The organism is Mycolicibacterium aromaticivorans JS19b1 = JCM 16368 (genome assembly GCF_000559085.1).
Taxonomy (GTDB): domain Bacteria; phylum Actinomycetota; class Actinomycetes; order Mycobacteriales; family Mycobacteriaceae; genus Mycobacterium; species Mycobacterium aromaticivorans.
Window position 1 is genome coordinate 482300 of record NZ_JALN02000001.1, and the last position, 26216, is coordinate 508515.

At 68.2% G+C, this 26216-nt stretch carries 24 protein-coding genes; 8 read left to right on the forward strand and 16 right to left on the reverse strand.

The window, feature by feature from the left end; translation table 11 throughout:
• Positions 1–5: 5 nt before the first annotated feature.
• The 5 genes from Y900_RS02310 to hemE all read right to left on the reverse strand — a co-directional run bounded on the left by Y900_RS02310 (position 6) and on the right by hemE (position 8058).
• The gene (locus Y900_RS02310; RefSeq protein WP_051659837.1) at positions 6–2423 is read right to left on the reverse strand and encodes a putative bifunctional diguanylate cyclase/phosphodiesterase; all 2418 of its coding nucleotides are present in this window, start codon (positions 2421–2423) and stop codon (positions 6–8) included.
• Positions 2424–2425: 2 nt separating this feature from the next.
• The gene (locus Y900_RS02315; protein WP_051659838.1) at positions 2426–4810 is read right to left on the reverse strand and encodes a putative bifunctional diguanylate cyclase/phosphodiesterase; all 2385 of its coding nucleotides are present in this window, start codon (positions 4808–4810) and stop codon (positions 2426–2428) included.
• 118 nt (positions 4811–4928) lie between these two features.
• Positions 4929–5633 carry a hydrogen peroxide-dependent heme synthase gene (gene hemQ, locus Y900_RS02320; RefSeq protein WP_036338513.1) on the reverse strand — a complete coding sequence of 235 codons (705 nt, stop codon included), beginning with the start codon at positions 5631–5633 and terminating at the stop codon, positions 4929–4931.
• Positions 5634–5662: 29 nt separating this feature from the next.
• On the reverse strand, positions 5663–7012 hold the full coding sequence (locus Y900_RS02325; protein WP_036338516.1) for a protoporphyrinogen oxidase: 1350 nt from the start codon (positions 7010–7012) through the stop codon (positions 5663–5665).
• On the reverse strand, positions 7009–8058 hold the full coding sequence (hemE, locus tag Y900_RS02330) for a uroporphyrinogen decarboxylase (RefSeq protein WP_036345623.1): 1050 nt from the start codon (positions 8056–8058) through the stop codon (positions 7009–7011). The genes Y900_RS02325 and hemE overlap by 4 nt, the downstream gene beginning before the upstream one ends.
• A 174-nt stretch (positions 8059–8232) precedes the next feature.
• On the opposite strand from hemE, the gene Y900_RS02340 reads away from it, so the two are divergent.
• Entirely contained in the window at positions 8233–8865 is a 633-nt protein-coding gene (locus tag Y900_RS02340) for a DUF3000 domain-containing protein (protein WP_420329792.1), read from the forward strand.
• A 1-nt stretch (position 8866) separates the two neighbouring features.
• Positions 8867–10147, forward strand: coding sequence for a ribonuclease D (locus Y900_RS02345; protein ID WP_036338525.1), 1281 nt, complete (start codon positions 8867–8869; stop codon positions 10145–10147).
• Position 10148: 1 nt separating this feature from the next.
• Here Y900_RS02345 and dxs read toward each other — a convergent pair whose 3' ends face one another.
• From dxs to Y900_RS02365, 4 genes are all read right to left on the reverse strand, one after another.
• The gene (gene dxs, locus Y900_RS02350) at positions 10149–12065 is read right to left on the reverse strand and encodes a 1-deoxy-D-xylulose-5-phosphate synthase (protein WP_036338528.1); all 1917 of its coding nucleotides are present in this window, start codon (positions 12063–12065) and stop codon (positions 10149–10151) included.
• Between the two features lie 28 nt (positions 12066–12093).
• Positions 12094–13419, reverse strand: a complete 1326-nt coding sequence (gene nhaA / locus Y900_RS02355; protein ID WP_036338532.1) for a Na+/H+ antiporter NhaA — start codon at positions 13417–13419, stop codon at positions 12094–12096.
• Positions 13420–13503: 84 nt separating this feature from the next.
• Positions 13504–14700 carry a class I SAM-dependent RNA methyltransferase gene (locus Y900_RS02360; RefSeq protein WP_036338534.1) on the reverse strand — a complete coding sequence of 399 codons (1197 nt, stop codon included), beginning with the start codon at positions 14698–14700 and terminating at the stop codon, positions 13504–13506.
• A 7-nt stretch (positions 14701–14707) separates the two neighbouring features.
• Positions 14708–16711 (reverse strand): APC family permease, encoded by a 2004-nt coding sequence (locus tag Y900_RS02365; protein WP_192827466.1) that lies wholly within the window; start codon positions 16709–16711, stop codon positions 14708–14710.
• 78 nt (positions 16712–16789) lie between these two features.
• Here Y900_RS02365 and Y900_RS02370 point away from each other — a divergent pair, with 78 nt between their 5' ends.
• Both Y900_RS02370 and Y900_RS02375 read left to right on the forward strand, forming a co-directional pair.
• Positions 16790–17467, forward strand: a complete 678-nt coding sequence (locus tag Y900_RS02370) for a potassium channel family protein (RefSeq protein ID WP_081844962.1) — start codon at positions 16790–16792, stop codon at positions 17465–17467.
• The gene (locus Y900_RS02375; RefSeq protein ID WP_036338541.1) at positions 17467–18150 is read left to right on the forward strand and encodes a potassium channel family protein; all 684 of its coding nucleotides are present in this window, start codon (positions 17467–17469) and stop codon (positions 18148–18150) included. Before Y900_RS02370 ends, Y900_RS02375 begins: the two co-directional genes overlap by 1 nt.
• Here Y900_RS02375 and Y900_RS02380 read toward each other — a convergent pair.
• From Y900_RS02380 to Y900_RS02390, 3 genes are read right to left on the reverse strand one after another with little or no spacing between them, the layout of a single operon-like run.
• Entirely contained in the window at positions 18147–19568 is a 1422-nt protein-coding gene (locus tag Y900_RS02380) for an MFS transporter (protein WP_109751002.1), read from the reverse strand. The genes Y900_RS02375 and Y900_RS02380 overlap by 4 nt on opposite strands.
• A gap of 2 nt (positions 19569–19570) precedes the next feature.
• A complete protein-coding gene (locus Y900_RS02385) occupies positions 19571–20290 on the reverse strand; it encodes a DUF3159 domain-containing protein (RefSeq protein ID WP_420329731.1) in 720 nt (239 codons plus the stop codon).
• A complete protein-coding gene (locus tag Y900_RS02390) occupies positions 20287–20658 on the reverse strand; it encodes an OB-fold nucleic acid binding domain-containing protein (protein ID WP_036338547.1) in 372 nt (123 codons plus the stop codon). The genes Y900_RS02385 and Y900_RS02390 overlap by 4 nt, the downstream gene beginning before the upstream one ends.
• Before the next feature lie 122 nt (positions 20659–20780).
• Between Y900_RS02390 and Y900_RS02395 the strand changes: the two genes are divergently transcribed.
• A complete protein-coding gene (locus tag Y900_RS02395; RefSeq protein WP_036338550.1) occupies positions 20781–21485 on the forward strand; it encodes an alpha/beta fold hydrolase in 705 nt (234 codons plus the stop codon).
• Here Y900_RS02395 and Y900_RS02400 read toward each other — a convergent pair whose 3' ends face one another.
• Together Y900_RS02400 and dut are read right to left on the reverse strand one after the other, a co-directional pair.
• Positions 21486–22277 carry a DUF3710 domain-containing protein gene (locus tag Y900_RS02400; protein ID WP_109751003.1) on the reverse strand — a complete coding sequence of 264 codons (792 nt, stop codon included), beginning with the start codon at positions 22275–22277 and terminating at the stop codon, positions 21486–21488.
• Positions 22277–22741 (reverse strand): dUTP diphosphatase, encoded by a 465-nt coding sequence (gene dut, locus Y900_RS02405; RefSeq protein WP_036338555.1) that lies wholly within the window; start codon positions 22739–22741, stop codon positions 22277–22279. The genes Y900_RS02400 and dut overlap by 1 nt, the downstream gene beginning before the upstream one ends.
• 25 nt (positions 22742–22766) lie before the next feature.
• Here dut and Y900_RS02410 point away from each other — a divergent pair, with 25 nt between their 5' ends.
• Positions 22767–23252, forward strand: a complete 486-nt coding sequence (locus Y900_RS02410) for a DUF3093 domain-containing protein (RefSeq protein ID WP_036338558.1) — start codon at positions 22767–22769, stop codon at positions 23250–23252.
• A 12-nt stretch (positions 23253–23264) separates the two neighbouring features.
• Here the strand turns inward: Y900_RS02410 and Y900_RS02415 are convergent, their stop codons facing one another.
• Positions 23265–23567 (reverse strand): DUF4193 domain-containing protein, encoded by a 303-nt coding sequence (locus Y900_RS02415; protein WP_005145714.1) that lies wholly within the window; start codon positions 23565–23567, stop codon positions 23265–23267.
• 170 nt (positions 23568–23737) lie between these two features.
• Between Y900_RS02415 and cei the strand changes: the two genes are divergently transcribed.
• Positions 23738–24388 (forward strand): envelope integrity protein Cei, encoded by a 651-nt coding sequence (gene cei, locus Y900_RS02420; RefSeq protein ID WP_036338567.1) that lies wholly within the window; start codon positions 23738–23740, stop codon positions 24386–24388.
• Here the strand turns inward: cei and Y900_RS02425 are convergent, their stop codons facing one another.
• Positions 24389–25249, reverse strand: a complete 861-nt coding sequence (locus Y900_RS02425) for an inositol monophosphatase family protein (protein WP_036338570.1) — start codon at positions 25247–25249, stop codon at positions 24389–24391.
• Positions 25250–25350: 101 nt separating this feature from the next.
• Here Y900_RS02425 and ppgK point away from each other — a divergent pair, with 101 nt between their 5' ends.
• Entirely contained in the window at positions 25351–26133 is a 783-nt protein-coding gene (ppgK, locus tag Y900_RS02430; RefSeq protein ID WP_036345638.1) for a polyphosphate--glucose phosphotransferase, read from the forward strand.
• The last annotated feature ends 83 nt before the right edge of the window (positions 26134–26216 follow it).

The following is a 26216-nucleotide window of genomic DNA, read 5'->3' on the forward strand; positions in this document are numbered from 1 at the left end:
ACAGCCTAACAACCTTTCACTCCCGCCCCAGGTGTGGACCCGGGCCACCCGCTCGGCAGGCCGCCTAACCCGCCGGTCACCAAACCGGGCACCTGATCGGCTGGCACCGGAACTCCGTAGAAATAGCCTTGCCCGACGCCACACCCCAGTTCGCGCACCAGCGCGGCGGTTTCGGCGTCCTCGACACCCTCGACCACCACCGTCAGGTCCAGCACATGAGCAAGGCCGACGACCGCCCGTACCACCGCCGCCGCCCGGTCGTCGGCGGCAATCGGCGCGATGAAGCTGCGGTCCAGCTTCACTTCGTCGATCGGCAGGTCCCGCAGGTAGGACAGTGCCGAGTAGCCACTCCCGAAATCGTCGATCGCTATTCGAATTCCGTTACGCCGCAATTCATTCAAAACAAGGCGCGTCCGCTCGGTGCTGTCCAGGAAGAGTTCCTCGGTGATCTCCACCGCCAACGCCGATGGCGGCAGGCCGTGGTCGGCCAGCGCCTGGGTGATCGTGGCCGGGAGGCCGACGTTGGCCATCGACGGCGCGAACAGATTGACGGCCACCGGAATGTCGACACCAGCCCGGCGCCACTTCGACGCATCCTCGAGGGCCCGGCTGATGACCATCTGGGTGACCGAGCCCATGAGGCCGTGGCGTCGCACCAGAGGCAGAAACGCCTCGGGCGCCAAGACGCTGCCGTCGGGTTGCGGCCAGCGCAGAAGGGCCTCCACCCCGACGATCCGGCCGGTCTGCAGATCGAACTTCGGCTGGTAGGCCAGAGTGAGCGCAGCCTCGTCGATCGCCGCCCGGAGCCTGCCGAGCAGTTGGATCGATCCCGCCGCCCCCAATCCGGGGGGCGGTGCCGTCGGGCCGAACAGCATCTTGTCGTCCACTTCGGTCAGCAACTGCATCTCCGGGGAGTAGGTCTGCACCACCCGAGCCCGTGACCGCTTCGCGGAGTACATCGCGGTGTCGGCCCGCTGCAGCAACTCGTCGGCCGTCAGATCCGGCTCATCCGACTCAGCCAGTGCGAGTCCGACACTCGGGCGCATCAACAGCTCGTGGCCGTTGAGGACGAACGGCTCCTCGAAGGCCTCGACGACCCGGTTGCCGACGAGCTCTGCGACATCGTTGCCCCCCTCGACGAGGATCGAGAACTCGTCGCCCCCGAGCCGTGCCACCGTGTCACCCGGCCGGACGCAGTGACGCAGCCGCTGCGCGACGCCCACCAGCAGGTCGTCGCCGACCAAATGGCCGAGGTGGTCGTTGACGAGCTTGAATTCGTTGAGGTCCACTGCCAGGACCGCGAGCGAAAGACCTTCTCGCTCATGGAGGTGCATCGCGTGGCCGAGACGGTCGCTGAACAACGCGCGATTGGCCAGCCCGGTGAGTGGGTCGTGCAACGCCTGGTCGGCGACCGTGGCCACCAGCAGCCGATTCTCCTTCACGGCGAGGAACTGACGGCCCAGGACAGTCACCACCAGAATGCTTGCCACGATCAAAACGGGCCGAGACTTCAGATCCGGGACCGGTTGCGCGGCAGCCACCACCCCGGCGACCAACAGGGGCGTGTAAGGGAGCCACACCGATGCCCAACCCGGCAGAACGAACGAGTTGCGCCGCTTGCGTTTACTTTCGTGGGCCGCGGACGCTGCCACGCTGATGAACAGCAAGCCCGCAGCCCACCCGATGTCGATGACGTTGCCGGAACTGTAGGAATCTGTTGCCGTGAGATAGGCAAACGCGCTGTCCGCCAACGCGAAACAGGCCAGCCCTGCTGTCAGCAGGATCAGCGACAACCGATGCTGGCCGGTCGACCTGACCAGCGCCACGCCGGCCACCGTGAGGATGACGATGTCGGACAGTGGATACGCCAGCGAGATGACGAAGCCGAGCTGATCCGGCGCGTCGGACTGATACAGCGGGTGCAGGATCGTCACCCAACTCACCAGGAACAGCGAGCCGGCCATGATCACACCGTCGAGGAACAACCGTGCCCGCGACTGGCTGGTGTGCTCAGCGGGAAGCAGCAGCAGGGCGGCACAGGCGCCCACCGGCATCACCAGGAATGCCACATCTGCGATCGACGGGAATGGCGGCTGATGCAAATGGACCTCGTAAACAGTCCAAATCGCTTCTCCCACAGTCCATCCCAGCAAGCCGACGGTCATCGACGCCCACGCCAACCGCCGGCGTCCCCACAGCGACCGCGCCGCCAGCGCGGAGAACGCGACCGCTGGGATCGCCAGCGCCAGAAGCGCGAAATCGTCGACGACCGTCAGTGTCGGGCCATGCAGCCAGCCACTCAGGATGACAACGACGAACACGACAAACACCACAACGGCCCCGACCGCGACACGAGAAGCCTTGGGCATCGTGGCACCCTCCCCGTCGGCCGCCGGCACCATATTGACGGCCGGCGTCAGCATACCTACCGCATCAGCTCGATGTGGGGCACATCGGACTCTGACCAGTGGCAGGAGCCGTACCGCAGTGAGCAACCCGAAGTCCGGCAGGTGGCGTCGCGATCACACTTCCTCAGGATGTCGCGCAGCTTGTCGGCAGTCAGTGGCGGGCTGAAGTAATAGCCCTGGCCGATGTTGCAGCCGTGTTCACGCAGCCACTCGGCAGTGGTCGCAGTCTCGATCCCTTCGGCGACCGTGGTGAGGCCGAGTTCGTTCGCCAGGTTGATGACTGCTCGCACCACTGCGGCTGCCCGTTGATCGGCAGGGATCGGCGCGATGAAGTTGCGGTCCAGCTTGACTTCGTCGACGGTGAGGTCGCGCATATAGGACAATGCCGAATAGCCGCTGCCGAAATCGTCGATCGCGATTCGAATCCCGAACTCCTGCAACTGATTCAATACCGTCTTGGTGCGTTCCATGTGATCGAGGAACAGGTCCTCGGTGATCTCGACGGTCAATTGCGACGGACTCAGGTTGCGATCCGACAGCGCCTTCGCGAACTTGCCGGGCAAGCGTAGGTCAGCCATCGACGGCGCGAACATGTTGACCGCGACCGGAACCTCGAGGGAGTACTCCCGCCAACGCACCACGTCATCGAGCGCCTGGTTGACCACCAGGTCCGTGATCGACCCCATCAGCCCATAGCGGCGGACCAGCGGAAGAAACTCATCCGGCGACAGCAGGCCACGCTTGGGGTGCGGCCAACGCACGAGGGCCTCTACCCCCACAATCGACGCGGTATTCAAATCGAACTTCGGCTGGTACACCAGCGTCAGCTCGAATTGATCGATGGCCTGACGCAGCTCGCCGAGTAACCGGACGGTGCTGGCGCCGCTGCGGGATGCCGGCATCGGCCCGCTGGCGAACACGTCGCCGTCGGATGTCTCGGCCAGCAGCATTTCCGAGTTGAACGGGTGAACGCCGCCGGTGCGGGACCGCTTCGCCGAGTACATCGCGATGTCGGCCCGCTTGAGCAGATCCTCGGGCAGCAAATCGGGTTCGTCCTGCTCGGCTACCGCAAGCCCGATGCTGGGCCGGATCAGCAAATCTTGTCCGTCGACGATGAACGGCTCGTCGAAGGCCTCGACGACCCGGTGGGCGACCAGCTGCGACTTGTCCACCCGGCCCTCGATCAACACCGCGAACTCGTCACCGCCGAGGCGCGCCACGGTGTCCCCGGCCCGCACGCTGCCGACGATCCGCTCGGCGACCAGGCTGAGCAGCTCGTCACCGACCGGGTGACCCAGGGTGTCGTTGACGACCTTGAAATCGTCGAGATCCATGACCAGGACCCCGATCGAGAGTCCGTCGCGCTGGCGTATCTGCATCGCGTGAGTCAGTCGGTCCCGGAAGACGATGCGGTTGCCGACCCCGGTGAGCGGGTCTCGCAGAGCCTGGTCTGCGACTGTCGCCAGCAAGCTGCGATTCTCGCTCATCACCAGCAGCTGGCGGGCACTGAACGCGAGCAACAGCATGAGCCCGATCACCGGTATCGGCCCCGCCTTGAGGTCTGCTGGCGATTGGGCGAATACCGCTGCGCTGGCCAGCATCACGGGCACAAAGGGCAACCAGACCGATGTCCACGAAACAGGCTGTGCAGCAATGATTTCCCGGTGAGCGAAGCCACGACCGGTCACGGCCGCCCCGATGAACAGGACCAGTCCGATCAGCCAACCGGGGTACAGCAGCGGCGTAGCGGTCGACTGTTGGGTTGCGGTGAGGTAGACGAATGTGCCGTCGGAGATCGCGATACCCGCCATGGCCGCCGTCAACAGCGCCAGGGTCCGGCGCTGACCACCGTGCGCACGGGCCACTACCAGGAAGCCGATCGTGAGGACTGCCGCGTCCAGCACCGGGTAACCGGCCGATACCACCACTTTCAGCCGGTCGTGCGGGGCAGACTTCCAGACCGGATCGAGCACGGCGACCCAGCCGACGATCGTGAAGGATCCGGCAACGACGAGCGCATCGAGGACCAACCTCGTCCGCGAGGTACGACTGAACCCCGAGGACAGCAACAACAACGCGATCGCGGTGGCGATCGGCAGTACCAGATACGCCAGGTCGGCCACCGACGGGAACGGGTTCTCGAAGTCGATCAGTCGGTAGATGAACCAGAGAACAGCACCAAGCGTGAACGAACCGAGCCCAATTGCCATGGTGGCCCAGGCGATTCGCACCCGGCCGCGACACGTCCGCGCGGTGATGACCGACGCCACCATCGCGACGGCCGCCAGCGAGGTCATCGCGTTGTCGGCGACGGATGCGAGCGACATGCCCGACCCGCTCAGCCAGCCGATGAGGGCCAACGCGATGGCGCACGCGACGAAACAGACGCTCCAGGCAATCATCTGTTTCGCCCTCAGCCCTGTCACTCGGGCCCCCGATCGTGTCGGCCGTGCAGAACTCACGGTGACGCAATCGTAGCGAACTTCTACCCCCTGAGCGGGAAGTCCGCGGGCTCGTTTGCTAGGGCAGTTTGGCGACCAATTCCTCAACGCCGATCCGCGGACCGGTGAAGAACGGGACTTCCTCGCGCACGTGCCGACGGGCTTCAGTGGCGCGCAAGTCGCGCATCAGGTCGACAATGCGGTACAGCTCAGGAGCTTCGAACGCCAGAATCCATTCGTAGTCGCCGAGCGCGAAGGCAGGAACGGTGTTGGCGCGCACGTCCTTGTAACTGCGGGCAGCCATGCCGTGGTCGGCCAGCATCTTGCGGCGGTCCTCGTCAGGCAGCAGATACCAGTCCAGCGAACGCACGAAGGGGTAGACGCAGACGTAATTGCCCGGCTCCTCGCCGGCCAGGAATGCCGGGATGTGGCTCTTGTTGAACTCCGCAGGCCGGTGCAGGGCGACGGCGCTCCACACCGGGGTGACGGCTCGGCCCAGGGTTGTGGTGCGGCGGAAGTCGTTGTAGGTCGCCTGCAGGGACTCGATGCGCTCGGCGTGCGTCCAGAACATGAAGTCGGCGTCGGCACGCAAACCCGCGACGTCGTAGATGCCGCGCACCACGACGCCGTTGTCCTCCTGCTGCTTGAGGAAGGTCGCCGTCTCGTCGGCGACGGCGGCGCGGGCTTCTTCGTCAAAGCCCAGCTCGCCCGGTTCCGCCGCGAAGGTCGAGAACATGACGTAACGGATCGTGGCGTTGAGCTCGTCGAAGTCCAGTTTGGCCATGGCCCCCATCGTGCCACGCGGTGGTACGCCTATCGGCGGATGGTGGCCGCCACCACAGCCTCAGCCGCACGGCCGGCCACGCCGACGCAGGCCGGCACCCCGATGCCGTCGAGATAGTTGCCCGCGATCGCCAGGGTCGGCGGCAATCCGGCGCGCAGCCCCGCGGCCAGCTCGCGATGCCCCGGCGAATACTGCGGCATCGCGTCCAGCCAGCGGTGCACCCGCACATCGACCGGGTCGACCACGATCCCGAACACCGTCGACACATCGGCCAGCGCCCAGCTCTGCAGTTCGGTGTCCGACGTCGCGCGCGCCAGGTCGTCACCGAAACGCCCGAACGACAACCGCAACAACTCGGCATTGCCGCGCGATCCCCACTTGCGGGTGGACAGCGTGATCGCCTTGGCGTGCAAGCGTTCTCCGGTGGCGACCAGGACCCCGGACTGCGCGGGCAGGGGTGTCCCGCCCGGGACGGCCAATGCCAGCACCGCCGCCGAGGCGACCGGAATCCGGGCTGCAGCTGCGCCGGCGGCAGGGGCCACGTCAGCCATCAGAGGCGCGAGCCGCGGGGCCGGCACCGCGACGATCACCCCGTCGGCACCCCATTGTCGGCCGTCGTCATCGCGCAGGTTCCAGCCCGTCCCGTCGCGCCCGATGTGCTGTATCGAGGTCTGCTCCCACGTCGGCCGGCCGCATTGCACCAGCGCGTCGAGCAGCACCTGGTAGCCGCCGTCGATCGCGCCGAACACCGGGCCCTGCGTGCTGCCCGGCAGTGCACGGCGGGCGGCGTCGGTGAGACTGGGGGCTCCGGCGTCAAGAGCGGCGGCCACCGTCGGCACCGCGGAGCGGATACCGATGGTGGCCGCCGACCCGGAATAGACGCCGGACAGCATCGGGTCGACCGAGCGGGCGACGACCTGCTCGCCGAATCGGTCGGCGACCACGGCTCCGACCGCCGGGTCGGAGCCCGGCCGCCAGTGCAGTGGCCGGCCGGGCTCGGCGGCCATCTTCGCGATCGTCGCATCGTCGACCAGGCCGGTCACCGACGAGGCCGAGGTCGGAATGCCGTTGACGGTGTCGGCAGGCAACGGATGCAGGCGGCCCTGGCTGTAGATGGTGGGACGCACCCCGGTGGTGCCGATCTGGCGACCAGCCAGGCCGAGCTCTGTCAGCAGGGCAGGCACCTCGGGGCGGCGCACCACGTACGCCTCGGCGCCGATGTCCATCGGCTGACCCGCGATCCGTTCGGTGCGCAGGATGCCACCGAGACGGTCAGCCGGGTCGAACACCGTGATGTCGGCGTCCGCGCCGGCCAGCGCGCGTAGCCGATAGGCCGCTACCAAACCCGAAATGCCGCCCCCGACAACGCAATATCTCACAACGAGTGCACCAGTGCGACCAGATCGGTCAGGATGCCGGGATCGGTGGACGGCAGTACGCCGTGCCCCAGGTTGAAGATGTGCCCGGCCGCGCCGGCGTCGACCGCCAGCCTGCCGTCGTCGACCACCGCCCGCGCCGCCCGCTCGACGACCGGCCAGCCGGCCAGCAGCACGACCGGATCCAGGTTGCCCTGCAGCGCCAGCTTCTGACCCACCCGCAGGGCGGCGTCGGCCAGCGAGGTGCGCCAGTCGACACCGACGACCGTCGCCCCGGCCTCACCCATCGCGCCCAGCAGTTCCGCCGTGCCCACCCCGAAATGCGTCATCGGCACCCGGTAGTCGGCCAGCGCGGCGAACACCCGCGAGCTGTGCGGCAGCACGTGGGTGCGGTAGTCGGCCAGCGACAACGTGCCCGCCCACGAGTCGAACACCTGGATGGCGTCCACGCCGGCGTCCAGCTGCACCTTAAGGAAGGCGATCGTCAGGTCGGTCAACAGTCCCATCAACGCATGCCACGTCGAGGGGTCGGCGAACATCATCGCCTTGGTCCGCTCGTGCAGCTTGCTGGGTCCGCCCTCGACCAGATAGGACGCCAGCGTGAACGGGGCGCCGGCAAAGCCGATCAGCGGCACCTCACCGAGGTCACCCACCAGCATGCTCACCGCGTCCGAAACCGCGCTCACGCGCTGCAGCTCAAGACCTTTCAGCGCGGCGACATCGGCGGCGGTCCGCACCGGGTTGTCGATGACGGGGCCGACGTCGGGAACGATGTCCAAGCCGATGCCGGCAGCGCGCATCGGCACCACGATGTCGGAGAACAGGATCGCCGCGTCCACCCCGTGCCTGCGCACCGGCTGCAGAGTGATCTCGCTGATCAGGGCCGGGTCGAAACAGGCCTGCATCATCGTGTTCTTGGCGCGCAGTTCGCGGTACTCGGGCAGCGATCGGCCGGCCTGGCGCATGAACCACACCGGGATGCGGCTGGGTTTGCGGCCAGTGGCGGCAGCCAGATAGGGCGCCTCGGGCAGCTGGCGACGGGTACTCATCGCGTCCATGCTGCCACGGGCCGGTCAGCCCGGCCCATCCGCTCCTGCCCGCCGGAGCCCATCCCCGAGTCGCTCCGCTCCTGCCCGCCGGAGCCCATCCCCGAGTCGCTCCGCTCCTGCCCGCCGGAGCCCATCCCCGAGTCGCTCCGCCCCTGCCCGCCGGAACGGCACCAAATCGGCGCGCCTGCCCGCCCGGCCTCAGCGATAGGGCTAGCGTCAATCGACGTGACCACTGCGGAACCCGCGCTTTTCCGCGAGGCGGTGGCGGCGATGAACACCGCTCAGGTACGGGCGGAGATCGAACTCGGTCCGATCCGTCCACCTCAACGTCTCGCGCCGTACAGCTATGCGCTGGGCGCCGAGGTCAAACACCCCGACACCGAGATCGTCCCGGAAACCTCCGACGGCGATGCGTTCGGCAGGCTGATCCTGCTACACGATCCCGACGGCTCGGAGGCCTGGGACGGCACCATGCGACTGGTCGCCTACATCCAGGCCGACCTAGACTCCAGCGAGGCTGTCGACCCGCTGCTGCCCGAGGTGGCCTGGAGCTGGCTGGTGGACGCCCTGGAAAGCCGTTCCGAACACGTCACCGCACTCGGCGGCACCGTCACGGCCACCACCTCGGTGCGCTACGGCGACATCTCCGGTCCGCCTCGCGCCCACCAGCTGGAAATGCGCGCATCGTGGACGGCCACCACCATGGCGCTCGACACACATGTCCAGGCATTCTGCGAGGTCCTCGAACACGCCGCGGGTCTGCCGCCGGTGGGAGTGACGGACCTAGGTTCCCGCTCCCGCGCCTGACATGACACCAGACGATGACGCCGCGACCGCGGCGGCCGATGCCGCAGCCGAGGACGCCCCCGAGGCGACGCCCCTGCTCAGCCCCTCCGAGGGTGTGCCGCCGCTCTCGGTCAGCGCCGACGAGATCGCCCGGGCCGCCGACCAGCTGGCGAAGGGCACCGGGCCGTTCGCCGTCGACGCCGAACGCGCGTCGGGTTTCCGGTACTCCAACCGCGCCTATCTGATCCAGATTCGCCGCACCGGCGCAGGCACCGTTCTGATCGACCCGGTCAACCACGGCAGCAGTCCGATCGATGTGCTGCAGCCGGTGGCCGAGGTGCTGGCCGACGACGAATGGATCCTGCACGCGGCCGATCAGGACCTGCCCTGCCTGGCCGAGGTGGGGATGCACCCGCCCGCGCTCTACGACACCGAGTTGGCGGGCCGGCTGGCCGGTTTCGAGCGGGTCAACCTGGCGGCGATGGTGCAACGCCTGCTCGGGCTGGGGCTCGCCAAGGGGCACGGCGCGGCGGACTGGTCCAAACGTCCGCTGCCCGACGACTGGCTGAACTACGCCGCGCTGGACGTCGAAGTGCTGATCGACCTGCGCGACGCGATCGACGAGGTGCTCACCGAGCAAGACAAATCCGCTTGGGCTGCAGAAGAATTCGAGCACCTTCGACGCTCCGAGCCCACCCCGACCCGACGTGACCGGTGGCGGCGCACCTCAGGTCTGCACAAGGTCCGCAACCGCCAGGCCCTGGCAGCGGTGCGCGAATTGTGGACGGTGCGCGATCAGATCGCCCGCCGCCGCGACATCGCTCCGGGCCGGATCCTGCCGGACTCGGCGATCATCGCCGCCGCCGTCGCCGACCCCAAGACCGTCGAGGAACTGACCAAACTGCCGATCTTCGGCGGCCACAAACAACGCCGCAGTGCCCACATCTGGCTCGCGGCGCTGGAGTCCGCCCGCACCAACCCCGACCCGCCGGACAGCGCTGAACCGCAGAACGGGCCGCCACCGGCGGTGCGCTGGGCCAAACGCAAACCGGAGGCCGCCGCCCGGCTCGACGCCGCTCGGGCGCGCCTGTCCGAGTTGTCCGAACGGGTCCGGGTCCCCACCGAGAATCTGGTGTCCCCGGAGCTCGTCCGGAGACTGTGCTGGGATTGGCAGGACGCCGGCGACGTGAGCGCGGCCATCGATACCGTCTTGCGCGAAGGCGGGGCCAGGCAGTGGCAGCGCTCTCTCGTGGTCCCGGTGCTCGCCGAGGCGCTGAGTTCCGCTGCCGCCGAAGAGGCGTGAGTCAGTTCGTTTTTTCGGCAGAATCGCTGACCGTGTCGTCGAGCGTTCCGAGTGCGGCGACCCAGCCGGTCACCTGACGGGCGATGTTCTGCTCCGTCAGGCCCATCTCCTCGAGCACCTCACCGCGGCCGGCGTGGTCGATGAACTGTTGCGGCACACCGAGATCGCGGCATGGCACGTCGATGCCCGCGGCCCGCAGGGTAGCCGACACCGTGGAGCCGATGCCACCGTGCACACCGCTGTCCTCCATCGTCACCACCAGCTTGTGCGAAGTGGCGAGCGGAGCGATCCCGTCCGGCACCGGGAGCACCCAGCGCGGGTCGACCACCGTCACCCCGATGCCCTGATTGCGCAGTCGCTGAGCCACTTTCAGCGCCATCGACGCGAACGAACCGACCGCCACGAGCAGGACGTCCTGACTCAGGCCGTCGGCCGGGCGAGCCAGAAGGTCCATACCTGACACCCGCTCGAGTGCCGGAATGTCTTCGCCCACTTCACCTTTGGGGAATCGGATGGCGGTCGGGCCGTTGTCGACCTCGAGTGCCTCGCCGAGTTCTTCCCGCAGGCGGGCGCCGTCGCGCGGCGCGGCCACCCGCATCCCCGGAACGATGCCCAGGATCGACAGATCCCACATGCCGTTGTGGCTGGCGCCGTCATTGCCGGTGATCCCGGCGCGGTCCAGCACGATCGTGACCGGGAGCTTGTGCAGCGCGACGTCCATCATCATCTGGTCGAACGCGCGGTTGAGGAACGTCGAATAGATCGCCACCACCGGATGCAGACCGCCCATTGCAAGCCCGGCCGCCGAGGTCATCGCGTGCTGCTCGGCGATGCCGACGTCGAACAGCCGGTCCGGAAAGCGCTCACCGAACGCCGACAGTCCGGTCGGGCCGGGCATCGCCGCGGTGATCGCCACGATGTCGCGGCGCTTGGCGGCATACGAGATCAGCGCATCGGAGAACACCGACGTCCAACCGGGCGCGGCGGACTTCGTGGCCAGCCCGGTGTCGGGGTCGATGACTCCGCAGGAGTGCATCTGCTCGGCCTCGTCGTTCTCCGCCGGTGCGTACCCCATCCCCTTGCGGGTGACGACGTGCACGATCACCGGGGCCTTGAAGCCGCGGGCGTGGCGCAGCGCGGTCTCCACCGCATGCTCGTCGTGGCCGTCGATCGGGCCGACGTACTTCAGACCGAGGTCGGTGAACAGCACCTGCGGGGACAACGCGTCCTTGATGCCGGCCTTCACGCTGTGCATGGCCTGGTAGCAGGCCTCGCCGATGATGGGCATGCCACGTACGGCGACCCGGCCGCGTTCCAGTACCCGCTCATAGCCCGGCTGCAGCCGCAGCCCGGCGAGATGGTCGGCCAGCCCGCCGATGGTAGGCGCATACGACCGTCCGTTGTCGTTGACGACGATGATCACCGGCCGCTTTGCGGCGGCGATGTTGTTCAGGGCTTCCCAGCACATGCCGCCGGTCAGCGCGCCATCGCCCACCACGGCCACCACGTGCCGGTTGCGATGTCCGGTCAGCTCGAAGGCCTTGGCGAGGCCGTCGGCGTAGGACAGGGCGGCCGAGGCATGGCTGGATTCCACCCAGTCGTGCTCGCTCTCGGCCCGCGCGGGATAACCCGACAGGCCGTCCTTCTTGCGCAGCGTGTCGAACTCGGCGGCACGGCCGGTGAGCATCTTGTGCACGTAGGCCTGATGGCCGGTGTCGAAGAGGATCGGATCGTGCGGAGAGTCGAAGACCCGGTGCAGTGCCAGCGTCAGCTCGACGACACCGAGGTTGGGCCCGAGGTGTCCGCCCGTGGCAGCGACCTTGTGGATCAAGAACTGGCGAATCTCGGCAGCCAGATCGGTCAGCTGCGCCTGGGACAGGTGTTGCAGATCTGCGGGGCCGCGAACCTGTTCGAGCATTTGGCCAGTCTACGCACCGTCGTAGAGATCAGTCCTGTCCAGACTCGTAGATGTCGGGCACACCGTCGTGGTCGAGATCGCGGTTCTCCAGCTCCCACACCAGCCGGTAGTGCCGGTTGCGCAGGCGGAGCACGACCGAAGCGAGCAGAGCGGCCAGCAAACTTCCTGACAGCACTGCGACCTTGACCACATCCTGGCGTTCGGAACCCGGATCGTAAGCCAATTCGCCGATCAGCAGCGACACCGTGAACCCGATCCCGGCCAGCATCGACATGCCGAACACGTCGACCCAGCGCAAAGCCGAGTCGAGCCGGGCGCGAGTCACCGCGGCCAGCACCCACGTGGTCCCGAACACCCCGACCGTCTTGCCGACCACCAGCGCGGCGACGATGCCCATCGCGATCGGATCGGACAGCGCCGTTATCAAACCGTCATAGCCGCCGAACGTGACACCGGCGGCGAAGAACGCGAACACCGGCACCGCGAACCCCGCCGACACCGGGCGTATCCGGTGCTCGAAATGCTCGGCGAGCCCGGGGCCGGCCTCCGGACCGCCGGCCGCTTCGCTACGCAGGACCGGCACCGCGAAACCGAGCAGCACCCCCGCAACCGTCGCGTGCACCCCGGACTCGTGAACAAACGCCCAGGTGAGCGCGGCCAATGGGATCAGCAGCCACCATGACCGGATCCGGCGTTGTACCAGCACTGTGAACAGCGCCAACGGGATCAGGGCGACCAGCAACGCGGTGAGATTGATCTTCTCGGTGTAGAACACCGCGATCACCGTGATCGCCAGCAGGTCGTCGACGACGGCGAGCGTGAGCAGGAACGTGCGCAGCGCCCCCGGCAGGTGGGTGGACAGCACGGCAAGCACCGCGACCGCGAACGCGATGTCGGTCGCCGTCGGGATGGCCCACCCCCGCGCCGCGCCGCCTCCTTCACCGAACGTGAAGGAGACGAAGATCACTGCCGGCACCACCATGCCGCCCACCGCGGCGGCGATCGGCAACGCGGCGCGACCGGGATCACGCAGATCGCCTGCGACGAATTCGCGCTTGAGTTCGAGCCCGACGACGAAGAAGAAGATCGCCAACAGCCCGTCGGCCGCCCAACCGCCCAGCGTCAGATCAAGGTGCAGGCCCAGCCGGTCGGTGCCGACGTGGAATTCGCCCAGCCGGTGGTAGGCCGCCGACCACGGTGAGTTCGCCCAGATCAGGGCGATTGCCGCAGCCGCCAGCAGCAGCGCGCCGCCGACGGTCTCCCTGCGCAGGATCGTGCTGACCCGCGATGTCTCCGACCACGATCCCCGGGCGAACAGCGCGCGGGCGAGATACGGCTTGCGGTCGGCCACCAGTCTCCTCAGACATCGACGGGCATGGAAAAGCTCACGCCGACCAGACTTCCCGGCACACCTGCGCAGCAGTCTAGCCGCCAGTCGTCAGCGAGTGAGTATCGCGACGCACTCGACGTGATGGGTGAGCGGGAACGAGTCGAACACCCGCAACTGCTCGACGTCGTAGCCCTGCTTGCGGTAGAGCCCGATGTCACGGGCGAATGATGCTGCCTCACAACCGATGTGGATCACCCGCGGGACTTCGGCGGTCGCCAGCTGTTCGATGACCTCCCGGCCGGCACCGGCTCGCGGCGGATCCAGCACCGCGACGTCTGCGCGACGTGGCTGTGCGCTCAGCGCCCGCCGGACCGAGTCGGTGACCACCGAGACGCAGGTGAGGTCGGCCAACGCCGCGTGCGCCGCCCGCGACGAGCCACGCGACGTGTCGACGGTCACCACCTGCCCGGATTCGCCGACGCCTTCGGCGAGCGCGGCCGCGAAAACGCCCGAGCCGCCGTACAGATCCCACGCCGTCATCCCGGTGTCCAGCTGCGCCCACTGACCGATCAGGCCGCTGTACACCCGGGCAGCGTCGCGGTGCGCCTGCCAGAACGCCGTCACCGGTATTCGCCAGACCCGGTCGCCGACCCGTTGCACCGCTTCGTAATTGCCCTCGATCACCCGGGTCGAGACCTTGCGGCCCGACCGCGGCCCGGACTGCACGACGTGGCGGTCCCCGTCGTCGTCGACGGCCACGTGCACATGGGCCCCCGGCGCCCACGTCACATCCGCAAGCCCGTCGAGCATGCCGGGCGGCAGCTGCGCGCACTCCAGATCGGTGACGAGTTCCGAACTGTGATAACGGTGGAACCCCACCAGGCCCGCATCGGTGGTGTCCAGCCGCACCCGGGTGCGCCAGCCACGCGCGACGCCGTCACCGAGCGGTTCGGCAACCCCGTCCCAATGGAAATCACCGAGCCGGGCCAGCTGATTGGCCACCACCTGCCCCTTGAGCACCCGGGCCGCCTCCGGCGTGGCGAATGCCAGATCGCAGCAGCCGGCCCCGCCGACGCCGGCGATCCGGCACTGTGACGCCACCCGGTCCGGTGACGGCTGGAGAACCTCGATTGCCTCTGCGTGCCAATACGATCCGCGGTCGCCGGTCACCCGGGCCCGCACCACCTCACCGGGCAGGGCGTATCGCACGAACACCACCCGGCCGTCGTGGCGTGCCACGCAGCTACCCCCGTTGGCGGCCGCGCCGGTGGTCAGTTCCAGCTCGACCGTATCCCCCTGACTCACTATCGATTCACTCCAAGAAGCCCCGTCGTACGTCGCCCGGAGCGTTCTGCGACTGCAACTCGTGCACGCGCTCCGACGAATTGAGTTGCCACGGAACCGAAGTCACCATCACGTTCGGCATGAACAGCAGTCGGCCCTTGAGTCGCAACGCGCTCTGATTGTGCAGCACCTGCTCCCACCAGTGGCCGACCACATACTCCGGGATGAAGACCGTCACCACCGTGCGCGGCGCTTCCTTGCTGATCCGCTTGACGTAGTCGAGTACCGGACGGGTGACCTCTCGATACGGGGAGGCAACGACTTTCAGCGGGACGGTGATGTCGCTGTCTTCCCACTTGTGGACCAGCTGGCGGGTCTCGGAGTCGTCGACGTTGACGGTGATGGCTTCGAGCACATCGGGCCGGGTGGCCCTGGCATAAGACAGTGCGCGCAACGTCGGCATGTGCAGCTTGGAGACCAGCACGACCGCGTGGTTACGGCTGGGCAGCACCACGTCGCCCTGCTCGGCTTCCTGCTCGGCAAGCTCGCGGGCCACGGTGTCGTAATGCTTGTGGATCGCCTTCATCAGAATGAAAAGGCTTGACATGGCCAGGATTGCGATCCATGCGCCGGCGACGAACTTGGTGACCAGAACCACGATCAGCACGGCGCCGGTGGCGAGGAAGCCGATCGTGTTGATCACCCGCGAGCGCATCATGTGCCTACGGACGCGCGGATCGGTTTCGGTGCGCAAGTGGCGCGTCCAGTGCCGGACCATGCCGATCTGGCTGAGCGTGAACGACACGAACACGCCGACGATGTAGAGCTGGATGAGCGCGGTCACCTCGGCCCGGAAAGCCACCACGAAAGCGATCGCGGCCAACGCCAGGAACACGATGCCGTTAGAGAACGCCAGCCGGTCCCCGCGGGTGTGCAGCTGGCGGGGCAGGTAACGATCCTGAGCCAGGATCGAACCCAGCACCGGGAACCCGTTGAAGGCGGTGTTGGCCGCCAGCACCAGGATCAGGGCGGTGACACCGGTGATCAGGAACAGGCCGATCGGGAAGTCGTGGAACACCGCGTCGGCCAGCTGGGCGACCAGGGTCTTCTGCTGATAGTTGTGCGGCGCGCCGACCAGCTGGGTCGCGGGATCATCAGCCACCTTCACCCCGGTCGCCTTGGCCAGCAGGATGATGCCCATGAACAGCGAGATGGCGATCAGGCCGAGCATCGCCAGTGTGGTGGCTGCATTGCGCGACTTGGGCTTCCGGAATGCGGGCACACCGTTGCTGATCGCCTCGACACCGGTCAGCGCGGCGCAGCCGGAGGAGAACGCGCGCGCAACCAGGAACACCAGGGCGAAGCCGAGTACCTTGCCGTGCTCGTTGTGCACCTCGAAGCCGGCCGACTCGGCGCGCAGCGGGATGTCGAGCACGTAGATCTGGAACAGGCCCCAGCCGAGCATGATGTACATGCCGAACATGAACGCGTAGGTGGGAATCGCGAATGCGGTGCCGGATTCGCGAATCCCGCGCAGGTTGATCGACGCGAGAAGCACGATGGCCGCCACCGCGAACCACACCTTGTGGGTATCGACGAACGGGATTGCCGACCCGATGTTCGACATCGCCGAGGCCATCGACACCGCGACGGTCAGCACGTAGTCGACCAGCAGGGCGCTGGCCACGGTCAGGCCCGCGGTCGGTCCGAGGTTGGTGGTCACCACCTCGTAGTCGCCGCCGCCGGACGGGTAGGCGTGCACGTTCTGCCGGTAGGAGGCGACCACCACGAGCATCACCAGCGCGACAGCCAGCCCGATCCACGGCGCCATCGCGTAGGCGGACAGGCCCGCCACCGAGAGCACCAGGAAGATTTCCTCGGGTGCGTAGGCCACCGATGACATGGCGTCGGAGGCGAACACCGGCAAGGCAATGCGCTTGGGCAGCAGCGTGTGACTCAGCTTGTCGCTGCGGAACGGCTGCCCCAGGACCAGCCGACGTGCGGCGGTCGAAAGCTTAGACACGAGTGCCAAGAGTAGGCCTTCGGCGATTTGGCTGTAGCGTTCCCCATACGGTCGGGTCGGCGCACGGCAAAGTCGAGAGGACACCAGGTGCGGGTAGTGGTGATGGGATGCGGCCGCGTCGGCGCCTCGCTGGCCGACGCGCTGTCCCGGATCGGCCATGAGGTGGCGATCATCGACCGGGACCCGACGGCCTTCCACCGGCTGTCCCCCGACTTCTCCGGCGAGCGGGTGCTGGGCATGGGATTCGACCGAGAAGTTCTGCTGCGCTCGGGAATCCAGAACGCCGATGCGTTCGCCGCGGTGTCCTCCGGGGACAACTCCAACATCATCTCGGCGCGGGTCGCCCGCGAGACGTTCGGTGTGCAGCGCGTCGTCGCGCGGATCTACGACGCCAAGCGCGCTGCGGTCTACGAACGCCTCGGCATCCCGACGGTGGCCACTGTGCCGTGGACCACCGACCGGCTGCTGGGCGCGCTGGTGCGCGACACCGAGACCACCAAATGGCGTGATCCGACCGGCACGATGGCCGTCGCCGAAGTGGTGCTGCACGAGGGCTGGGTGGGTCACCGACTGACCTCGCTGGAGGAGGCAACCGGCGCCCGAGTCGCGTTCGTGGTGCGGTTCGGTACCGGCATCCTGCCCGAGCCCAAGACCGTGCTGCAGGCAGGCGACCAGGTGTACATCGCGGCGGTGTCCGGGCGCGCCGCCGAAGCGCTGGCCATCGCCGCGCTGCCACCCGGCCCTGACGTCGGAGAGGGGCACTGATGGGCGACAAACGGCTCAAAGTGGCGATCGCCGGGGCGGGCGCCGTCGGACGGTCGATTGCCCGCGAACTGCTCGAGAGCGAGCACGACGTGACGCTCATCGAGCGCAATGCCGAGCATCTCGACGTCGACGCCATCCCGGCCGCACACTGGCGCCTGGGCGACGCCTGCGAGATCAGCCTGCTGGAGTCGGTGCACCTGCAGGAGTTCGACGTCGTCGTCGCCGCCACCGGTGACGACAAGGCGAACGTAGTGCTGTCCTTGCTGGCCAAGACGGAGTTCGCGGTCTCCCGCGTCGTGGCCCGGGTCAACGATCCGCGCAACGAGTGGCTTTTCGACAACTCGTGGGGCGTCGACGTGGCGGTGTCGACGCCGCGGATGCTGGCCTCGCTGGTGGAGGAGGCCGTCGCGGTCGGCGACCTGGTGCGGCTCATGCAGTTCCGCCAGGGCCACGCCAACCTCGTCGAGATCACCCTGCCCGACGACACCCCGTGGGGTGGGCGGCCGGTCCGCAAGCTGATCCTGCCGCGAGACGCCACGCTGGTGACGATCCTGCGCGGGCCGCGGGTGATCGTGCCGGAGGCAGACGAGCCGCTGGAGGGTGGCGACGAGCTGCTGTTCGTGGCTGCCCCGGAAGTGGAAGACGAACTGCGCAAGACCGTGCTGTCGGCCTCGACCGGCTAGTCCCGGTACACCGGCGCCGGGCGCGGCCCGTCCCGGTCGTGGCACGCCGCGGCGGCGGCCGACGACCCGGCGGACAGCGCAGACACGTCGTCGCGGATGCCCACCGCCGAGACGATGCCCGCTATCACGAGCAGCACCGCTGCGGTCACCACGCCCTGCCGAAAACCGTCGAAAGTCATTGCGCCCCCGACGATGACCGCCGTGAACGCGATCGCGATCAGACCCGCCACCCGGGCGACCGCGTTGTTGATCGCCGAGCCGATGCCGCTTTGCGACGTCGGGACGGCGGCCAGCACCGCAGCGGTCAACGGGGACACGGCAACCGAGAGCCCCACCCCGAACAGCGCCATACCCGGCAGCGTCTGCAGCCACACGTTGCCTGCGCCCATCGCCATCCATCCGAATCCTGCCGCGGCGATCACCGGTCCGGCCGCCATGAAGCGGCGCGGTCCGTAGCGGCCCGCGAGCTCACCGAACCGGGCCGCCAACATGAACGAGAGGACGGGCACCGGCAGTGTCGCCAGGCCGGCCTGCGCGGGCGACAGTCCCCGGACCTCCTGAAGGAACAACGCCACCAGCAGCTGGCCCAGCGAGATGCCCGCGTAGAGGAACACCGTGGCGAGGTTGCCGACCGTGAAGTTGCGCGCCGAGAAGACCGCGGGCGGCAGCATCGGGTGGCGCGCGCGGCGTTCCCACCAGCCGAATGCGATCAGACTGGCGGGCCCGACGATCAGCGCGGTGACGACGGCCGGATCGTGCCAGCCCAACCGCTGCTGCTCGATCATCGCGAAGACCGTGGCGCTCAACCCGACCGCGGTGAGGACGGCGCCGACGGCGTCGATACGCGCACCCGTCCGGGGTGTCTGATCGGTCAGCTTGCCGGTGAGGGTCAGCGTGACCGCCAGCGGGACAACGTTGACGGCGAACACCCACCGCCAGCCCAGGGTTTCGACGAGCACACCGCCCAGCAGCGGCCCGATGACGAATGCGGTGCCGGTCCAGGCCGTCCAGACGCCGATCGCGCGGGACTGCTCGGCGCCGGTGAACCGGGCGTTGAGCATCGCCAGTGAGCTGGGGACCAGAAAAGCCGCACCCAGTCCCTGGAAGCAGCGGCCGGCGACCAGCACCAGTCCACTGGGTGCTGCCGCGCACAGCAGTGAGGCGACGCCGAACACCACCAGCCCGGCACGCAGAACCGTCAGCCGCCCGAAGGTGTCGGAGATCGCACCGGCGAGCAGAATCAGCGCGCCGAGCGTGAGCAGGTATCCGTCGACGACCCACTGCTGGATGACCAGGCCGCCGCCGAGTTCGGCGCTGATGGCAGGCAGAGCCGGATTGACCACCGAACCGTCGAGAAATGCGACGAAGGACGCCAGTACCGCGACCGCGACGAGCAGACGGTCGTCGCGCGCAACCACTGTCAGTCTTCGGCGGGCGCGACGTCGCCGTCGTGGCTACGTGCGTGGGCAGCGTGAACGGCGCGTTGCGCCTCGCGGATCGCCAGGTAGGTCACCAGCGCGGCCACCGCGGTCAGCGGCCAGCCCATCGCGATCCGGGCCACTCCGAGCCAGCCGGTCTGATCGGCGTCGTAGAGGTGACGCTGCACCGCGAACCGGGAGGCGAACACCAGCACCCAGGTCAGCGTCGCGATGTCGAAGGCGAACACCGCGCGCCGGCTTCCGCGCCACGCACGGTCCTTGTTGCTGACCCAGCTCCAGACGTATCCGACGATCGGCCTGCGAATGACGACCGAGAGTGCGAACACCGCCGCCCAGATCAGCGACGTCCAGATGCCAAGCAGGAAGTAGCCCTTCGACGCGCCGACGAGCCACGCGATCAGCGCGCTTATCCCCACGCCGATGAACCCCGAGATGGCGGGCTGCACCGAATCGCGGCGGTAGAGCCGCCACACCAGGATCAGGGCGGCGACGCCGAGCGCGGCACTGATCGCGGGCACCAAGCCGAAGGCGGTGTTCACCGGGACCAGGACCGCCACCGGCAGCGCCGAGTAGATCAGGCCGCTGATGCCGCCCATCTGGGCCAGCAGCTCCTGCGCGGGCGTCTTCTCCTCGGGGGTCACCGCTGGGGTGTCGGCGGCGGCGTCCTGACTGCGATCGCTGTCTTCGACGGGACGGCTCAAGTCTGGATCTCGTAGTGCGGGTTGTAGATGGCCTTCGTGCCGTTCTCGAGGGTGCCGAGCCGGCCGCGCACTCGCAGGGCACGACCCGACTCGATGCCGGCGATACGGCGCTGTCCCAGCCAGACCAGCGTGACGGTGTCGGTTCCGTCGAACAGCTCGGCGCGCACACCACCTGCGCACCCCTTGGCGTTGGTCTCGACACTGCGCAAGGTGCCCACCATGGTGACCTCTTGGCCGCGCTGGCAATCGATTGCTCGCTGGGCGCCGGTTCCGGCGGCTTCGTCGGTGAGTTCCTCGACGTCGCGCTGCTCAGGGTCTTCCGTCAACCGACGAGTGAGACGTCGGACGAAACTTTCGGCCGTAGCCATGGCCTCTCCTGATACTCCAGCGGATCACAATGCCAACGCAACGGTAGACCTCTTGGTGCCGCGATGCCACGTGGCATACCCGCGGCGGGCGTTGCTAATACGTCACAGGGCACGATCATGAGATGACGATCACTTTTCGCGGTGTCACGGCGGTGCTGCTGCCCGGCACGGGAAGCGATGACGACTACGTGTACCGGGCGTTCGCCGGCCCCCTGCACGGCGTCGGCGCCGTGGTCACGACGCCCGCTCCGCAGCCCGCCCGGCTGATCGACGGCTACCTCGAAGCGCTCGACGATGCCGCCCGGAACGCCCCGATCATCGTCGGGGGGGTGTCGATCGGGGCGGCCGTGACACTGGCGTGGGCGCTGGCCCACCCGCAACACGCGGTCGCGGTGCTGGCCGCCCTGCCGGCCTGGAGCGGCGCTGCCCAATCCGCTCCTGCCGCGCTCTCAGCCCGCCACACCGCGCATCAGCTGCGCACCGAGGGACTGGTCGCGACCACCACGCAGATGCGCGCGTCCAGCCCGGGTTGGCTGGCCGACGAGCTGGCCCGAAGCTGGCTGGGTCAGTGGCCGGATCTGCCCGACGCGATGGAGGCCGCGGCGCGGTATGTCGCGCCGAGCATCGCCGAGATGGGACGGCTGAGTGTGCCGATGGGGGTGGCGGGGGCGACCGACGACCCGATCCATCCGTTGGAGGTGGCACTGGAATGGGTTGCGGCGGCGCCGCGAGCGGCACTGCGGACGGTCAGCCTCGCCGACTTCGGGCCGAAGCCGGAGCTTCTGGGTTCGGCGTGTCTGGCGGCGTTGACCGACGCCGAGGGCTGATCAGCCCCCGGTGCTGGAGCTGCGCAGCTGCTGCATTGCCGAACCGGATGCGCTGCGCCGCTCGGTCGGCGGCTGGGCCTGGCCCTGCTGCTCCTGAACGATGGCCTGCTGCGCCGCCGCCATTTGAGCCTGCTGGGCGGCGGCCTGACGCAGCTGCTCGAGCATCGGTTCGGGCAACTGGACCTGGAGCGGGGTACGGACCGGCAGCGGCGTTTCACCGCGACGAACGACGGTGTCACTCAAGGCTTCCCGCGCCTCGGCAACCAGGTTGGCCATGGCCTCCGGAGCGCCGTTGACCACGCAGCGGATCATCCACCGATAGCCGTCGACGCCGATGAAGCGCACCACGCCGGCGCCAGTACCGACCACCTCGCGGCCCCAGGGACCGTCCTCGATGGAGACCTGTGCGTTGTCCTTGCGCAACGAGTCCGCCAGCTCGCTGGCCACCTCACGCCACAGCCCGGGCGACTTCGGCGCCGCGTAGGCGGCGATCGTGAACCGGCCGTGCGGCGTGACCACCCAGACCGCGCTGGGAACGCCCACCTCGTTCAACTCGACCTGGATCTGGCCGGCCGACGGCATCGGCACCAGCACCGAACCGAGGTCCAGGCGGGCTTCGGCGGCATCGGCCGGGTTGTCGAAGTCCTCGACGTCGAACGGGCCGCCGTCATAACCGTCATCGACGTCATCGGCGTCGTCGGCGTCGTCGGCAACGGGGTCCTGGACCACTGCGTCCTTTGCCGCCTGGTCCGCGCCGCTGTCTGATTCGTTCTTACGTCTGCCGAATGCCATCACAAACTCGCATGTCCGCCGGAGGATCCGTGGCCGCCTTCGCCACGGGTGGTGTCAGCCAGTCCGGCCTCGTCGAACGAGGCCACCTCGACCAGCTCTGGAAGTTCGACCCGCTGGACCAGCAATTGGGCAATGCGGTCGCCACGCCGGATCGAGATCGGCGTCGCGGGGTCGAGGTTGATCAACGAGATCTTGACTTCGCCGCGATAACCGGCGTCGATCGTGCCGGGGCTGTTGACGATTGAAAGGCCAACGCGCGCAGCCAAACCGGACCGCGGGTGGACCAGTCCGACCATGCCGTGCGGAATGGCCACGGCGATGCCGGTGGCTACCAGCGCGCGCTCACCGGGCGCCAGGTCGACGTCGCGGGCGCTGAACAAATCCACGCCCGCGTCGCCGTCGTGGGCGCGGCTGGGCATTGGGAGATCGCGGTCAAGGCGAACCACCGCGAGAGGAGTCGGCACGATGGGAAAGACTACCCTTGGCCGCGTGTCTGGTTCGCGTGTGACCTCGCAAACCCTGCGGTACCGCGAGCGGCTCTGGGTGCCGTGGTGGTGGTGGCCGCTCGGTCTGGCATTGGCGGCACTGATCGCCAAGGAAGTCACCATGGGTGTGCGCACCCTGCCGGTGTGGCTGCCGTATGCAGTGCTCGGCGCCGTCGCGCTGGGCGTGCTGCTGTGGATGAGCCGCACCGAGGTCCGGGTCGTGACCGGCGGCGACAACGGCGATGACGTCGAATTGTGGGCAGGTCAGGCACATCTGCCCACGTCGGTGGTATCCCGGTCGGCCGAGATCCCGCGAACGGCGAAGTCGGCGGCGCTGGGCCGTCAGCTCGATCCGGCAGCGTTCGTGCTGCATCGCGGCTGGGTGGGTCCGCTGGTGCTGGTGGTGCTCGACGATCCGGACGATCCGACGCCGTACTGGCTGGTCAGCGCCCGCCATCCGGACCGGGTGCTCTCAGCGCTGCGGAGCTGATCGTCCCGCTGACTACGCCGCGCAGTCGGTGCAGATCATCACGCCGTTCTTGTCGCTGGCCAGCCGGCTGCGGTGATGCACCAGAAAGCAACTCGAGCAGGTGAATTCGTCGGCCTGCTTGGGAACAACGCGTACCGAGAGCTCTTCACCCGACAGATCCGCGCCGGGCAGCTCGAAATTCTCCGCGGAATCCGTCTCGTCGACGTCTACTACGGCCGACTGCGCCTCGTTGCGGCGCGCCTTGAGTTCCTCCAGCGAATCCTCGGACACCTCGTCGGTCTCGGTGCGCCGCGGGGCGTCGTAGTCGGTAGCCATCTCTTGTCCCCTCGTAACCTCAGCATGGCTTTGTATCAGCGTGGAACGGATCCGCCAAACGATTCGTGCCCAGATGCCCCTTACGTCGTATGTGATTTACGTCACATGTATTCATTCTGATCGACGGGCGTGTTGGGCCGGTATCCAGCCGGTGCCTCTAGAGTGCATCCGTGGTCGCTCAAATCACGGAGGGTACGGCCTTCGACAAGCACGGTCGCCCGTTCCGTCGACGCAACTACCTGCCCGGACTCATCGCCCTGGGCGTGATGTTCGTGATCACCGCAATCGTGTGGGGATTCGTGCTGACCCGCCCCGTCGACGTGCGGGAGGCGGCGGCCTGCAATCCGCCGCCGCCGGCCGCCGATCCCGGCGCCCCCACCCTCGGCCAGCAGGTGTCGCACTCGTCGATGATCGACGTCGCACCTGCCAAGCTCGTCGACACCAAGATCCGGGTGCTCAACGCCAGCGGCCAGGGCGGCCAGGCCAGCGAGATCGCCGGCGCGCTACGTGACCTCGGCTTCGCCCAGCCCACCGCGGCCAACGATCCCATCTACACCAACACCCGGCTGACCTGTCAGGGCCAGATCCGCTTCGGCGCCAGCGGCCGGGCCGGTGCGGCCGCGGTCTGGCTGGTGGCACCGTGCGTCGAGCTGTTCCAGGACGACCGCAAGGACGACTCGGTGGACTTGGCCATCGGCACCGACTTCACCACGCTGGCGCACAGCGACGACATCGACGCAGTCCTGGCCGGTCTGCGCCCGGACGCCACCGAGCCGGCCGATTCGACCTTGCTGACCAAGATCCACAACGGCACCTGCTGACTAGGTCAGCGGCTGCAGACCCCCGAAACCCGCCAGGGCGTCGGTGAGCGCAGCCGCGATCCCCGGCGCCGCCGCCACCAGTAACGCGCCGTCCTCGTCGAGCTGCGGCAGCGCCACCACCGCGCCCGCCTCGGCGGCGATCAGCGCGCCCGCGGCCCAATCCCACACGTGCAGGCCGTGCTCATAGTGAGCATCGAGACGGCCCGCGGCGACCATGCACAGATCCAGCGAGGCCGACCCGATCCGGCGGACGTCACGCACCAGCGGCAGCAACCGCGCCAGCAACGCGGACTGCTCGGCGCGCCGCTGCGGGGCATAGCCGAAACCGGTGCCCACCAACGCCATCGACAGCTCGGTCACCGGGGCGGCCCGCAGTTCCCGGCGCTGCCCGCCGCGGGACACGTGCGCGCCGCCTCCGGCGGCCGCCGAGTACACCTCACCGCTGACCACGTCGGCCACCGCGCCCGCGACCGACACGCCGTCGATCTGGGCGGCGACCGAGATCCCGTATGCCGGAATGCCGTACATGAAGTTCACCGTGCCGTCGATCGGGTCGAGCACCCAACACACCGCACCGTCGGTGCCCGCCGCCGGGCCACCGCCCTCCTCCCCGAGAATCACATCGCCGGGACGCAGCGCGCTGATCCGATCACGCAGTAGGAGTTCGGTTTCGGTGTCCACAATGGTCACCGGATCGGTCGGCGTGCTCTTCGTCTGAACTATCCCGGCCTGAACCGCATTCGCGGCCTGAGCCTGCTCGTCGTCGAAGACTTCCGCGCGCCGGCGACGGACGAACTCGGCGGCTTCGGCGGCCAGCTGCTCCGCCAGTGCCCGTAACACTTCTCCGCCGTCGTTGCTCACCCGACCATCGCAGCACAGACGTCCCGACACCGAACACAAAGGGGCGCGCAGCCACTAGTGTGTGCATCGCGCAGACCGCCCGCGTCGCCGAGGAGCAGCCCATGCCCGAGACCGAATCCCCCACCACCCCCGGACAGAACCGCGGCTTCGGCGTCGACGTCGGTGGCAGTGGGGTCAAGGGTGGCATCGTCGATCTCGACACCGGCAAACTGATCGGCGACCGCTACAAATTGCCGACCCCGCAGCCCTCCACCCCCGAAGCGGTCGCCGCGACGGTCGCCGAGGTGGTCAAGCACTTCGACTGGACCGGCCCGCTGGGCGTCACCTACCCCGGGGTCGTCGTCAACGGCGTCGTGCAGACCGCGGCCAACGTCGACAAGGGCTGGATCGGCACCAACGCCTCCGAGGTCATCGGCGCGGCCTTGGGCGGCCAGCACGTGGTGGTGCTCAACGACGCCGACGCCGCGGGCATAGCGGAGCAGCACCACGGCGCCGGCCGCAACAGGGACGGCGTGATCATCTTGCTGACCTTCGGCACCGGGATCGGGTCGGCCGTGATCCACGGCGGTCAGCTGCTGCCGAACACCGAGTTCGGCCATCTCGAGGTCGACGGCAAGGAGGCCGAACACCGGGCGGCGTCCTCGGTCAAGGAACGCAAGGACTGGAGCTACGAACGGTGGAGCCAGGAAGTCACGAAAGTCCTGGTCAGCATCGAGAATGCGCTGTGGCCTGACCTGTTCATCGCCGGCGGCGGCATCAGCCGCAAGGCCGACAAATGGATCCCGCTGCTGAACAATCGGACCCCGGTGGTCGCCGCCGAGTTGCAGAACGAGGCGGGCATCGTCGGGGCCGCGATGGCGGCGCAGGCCGACGTCACACGCTGATTTTTCGTCGCTCGGCGCGGTAGCAGCCCACACTGTCGTTACAATGGTCGATGGCGGCCGCCTACCGGATAGCGGCGAGAATC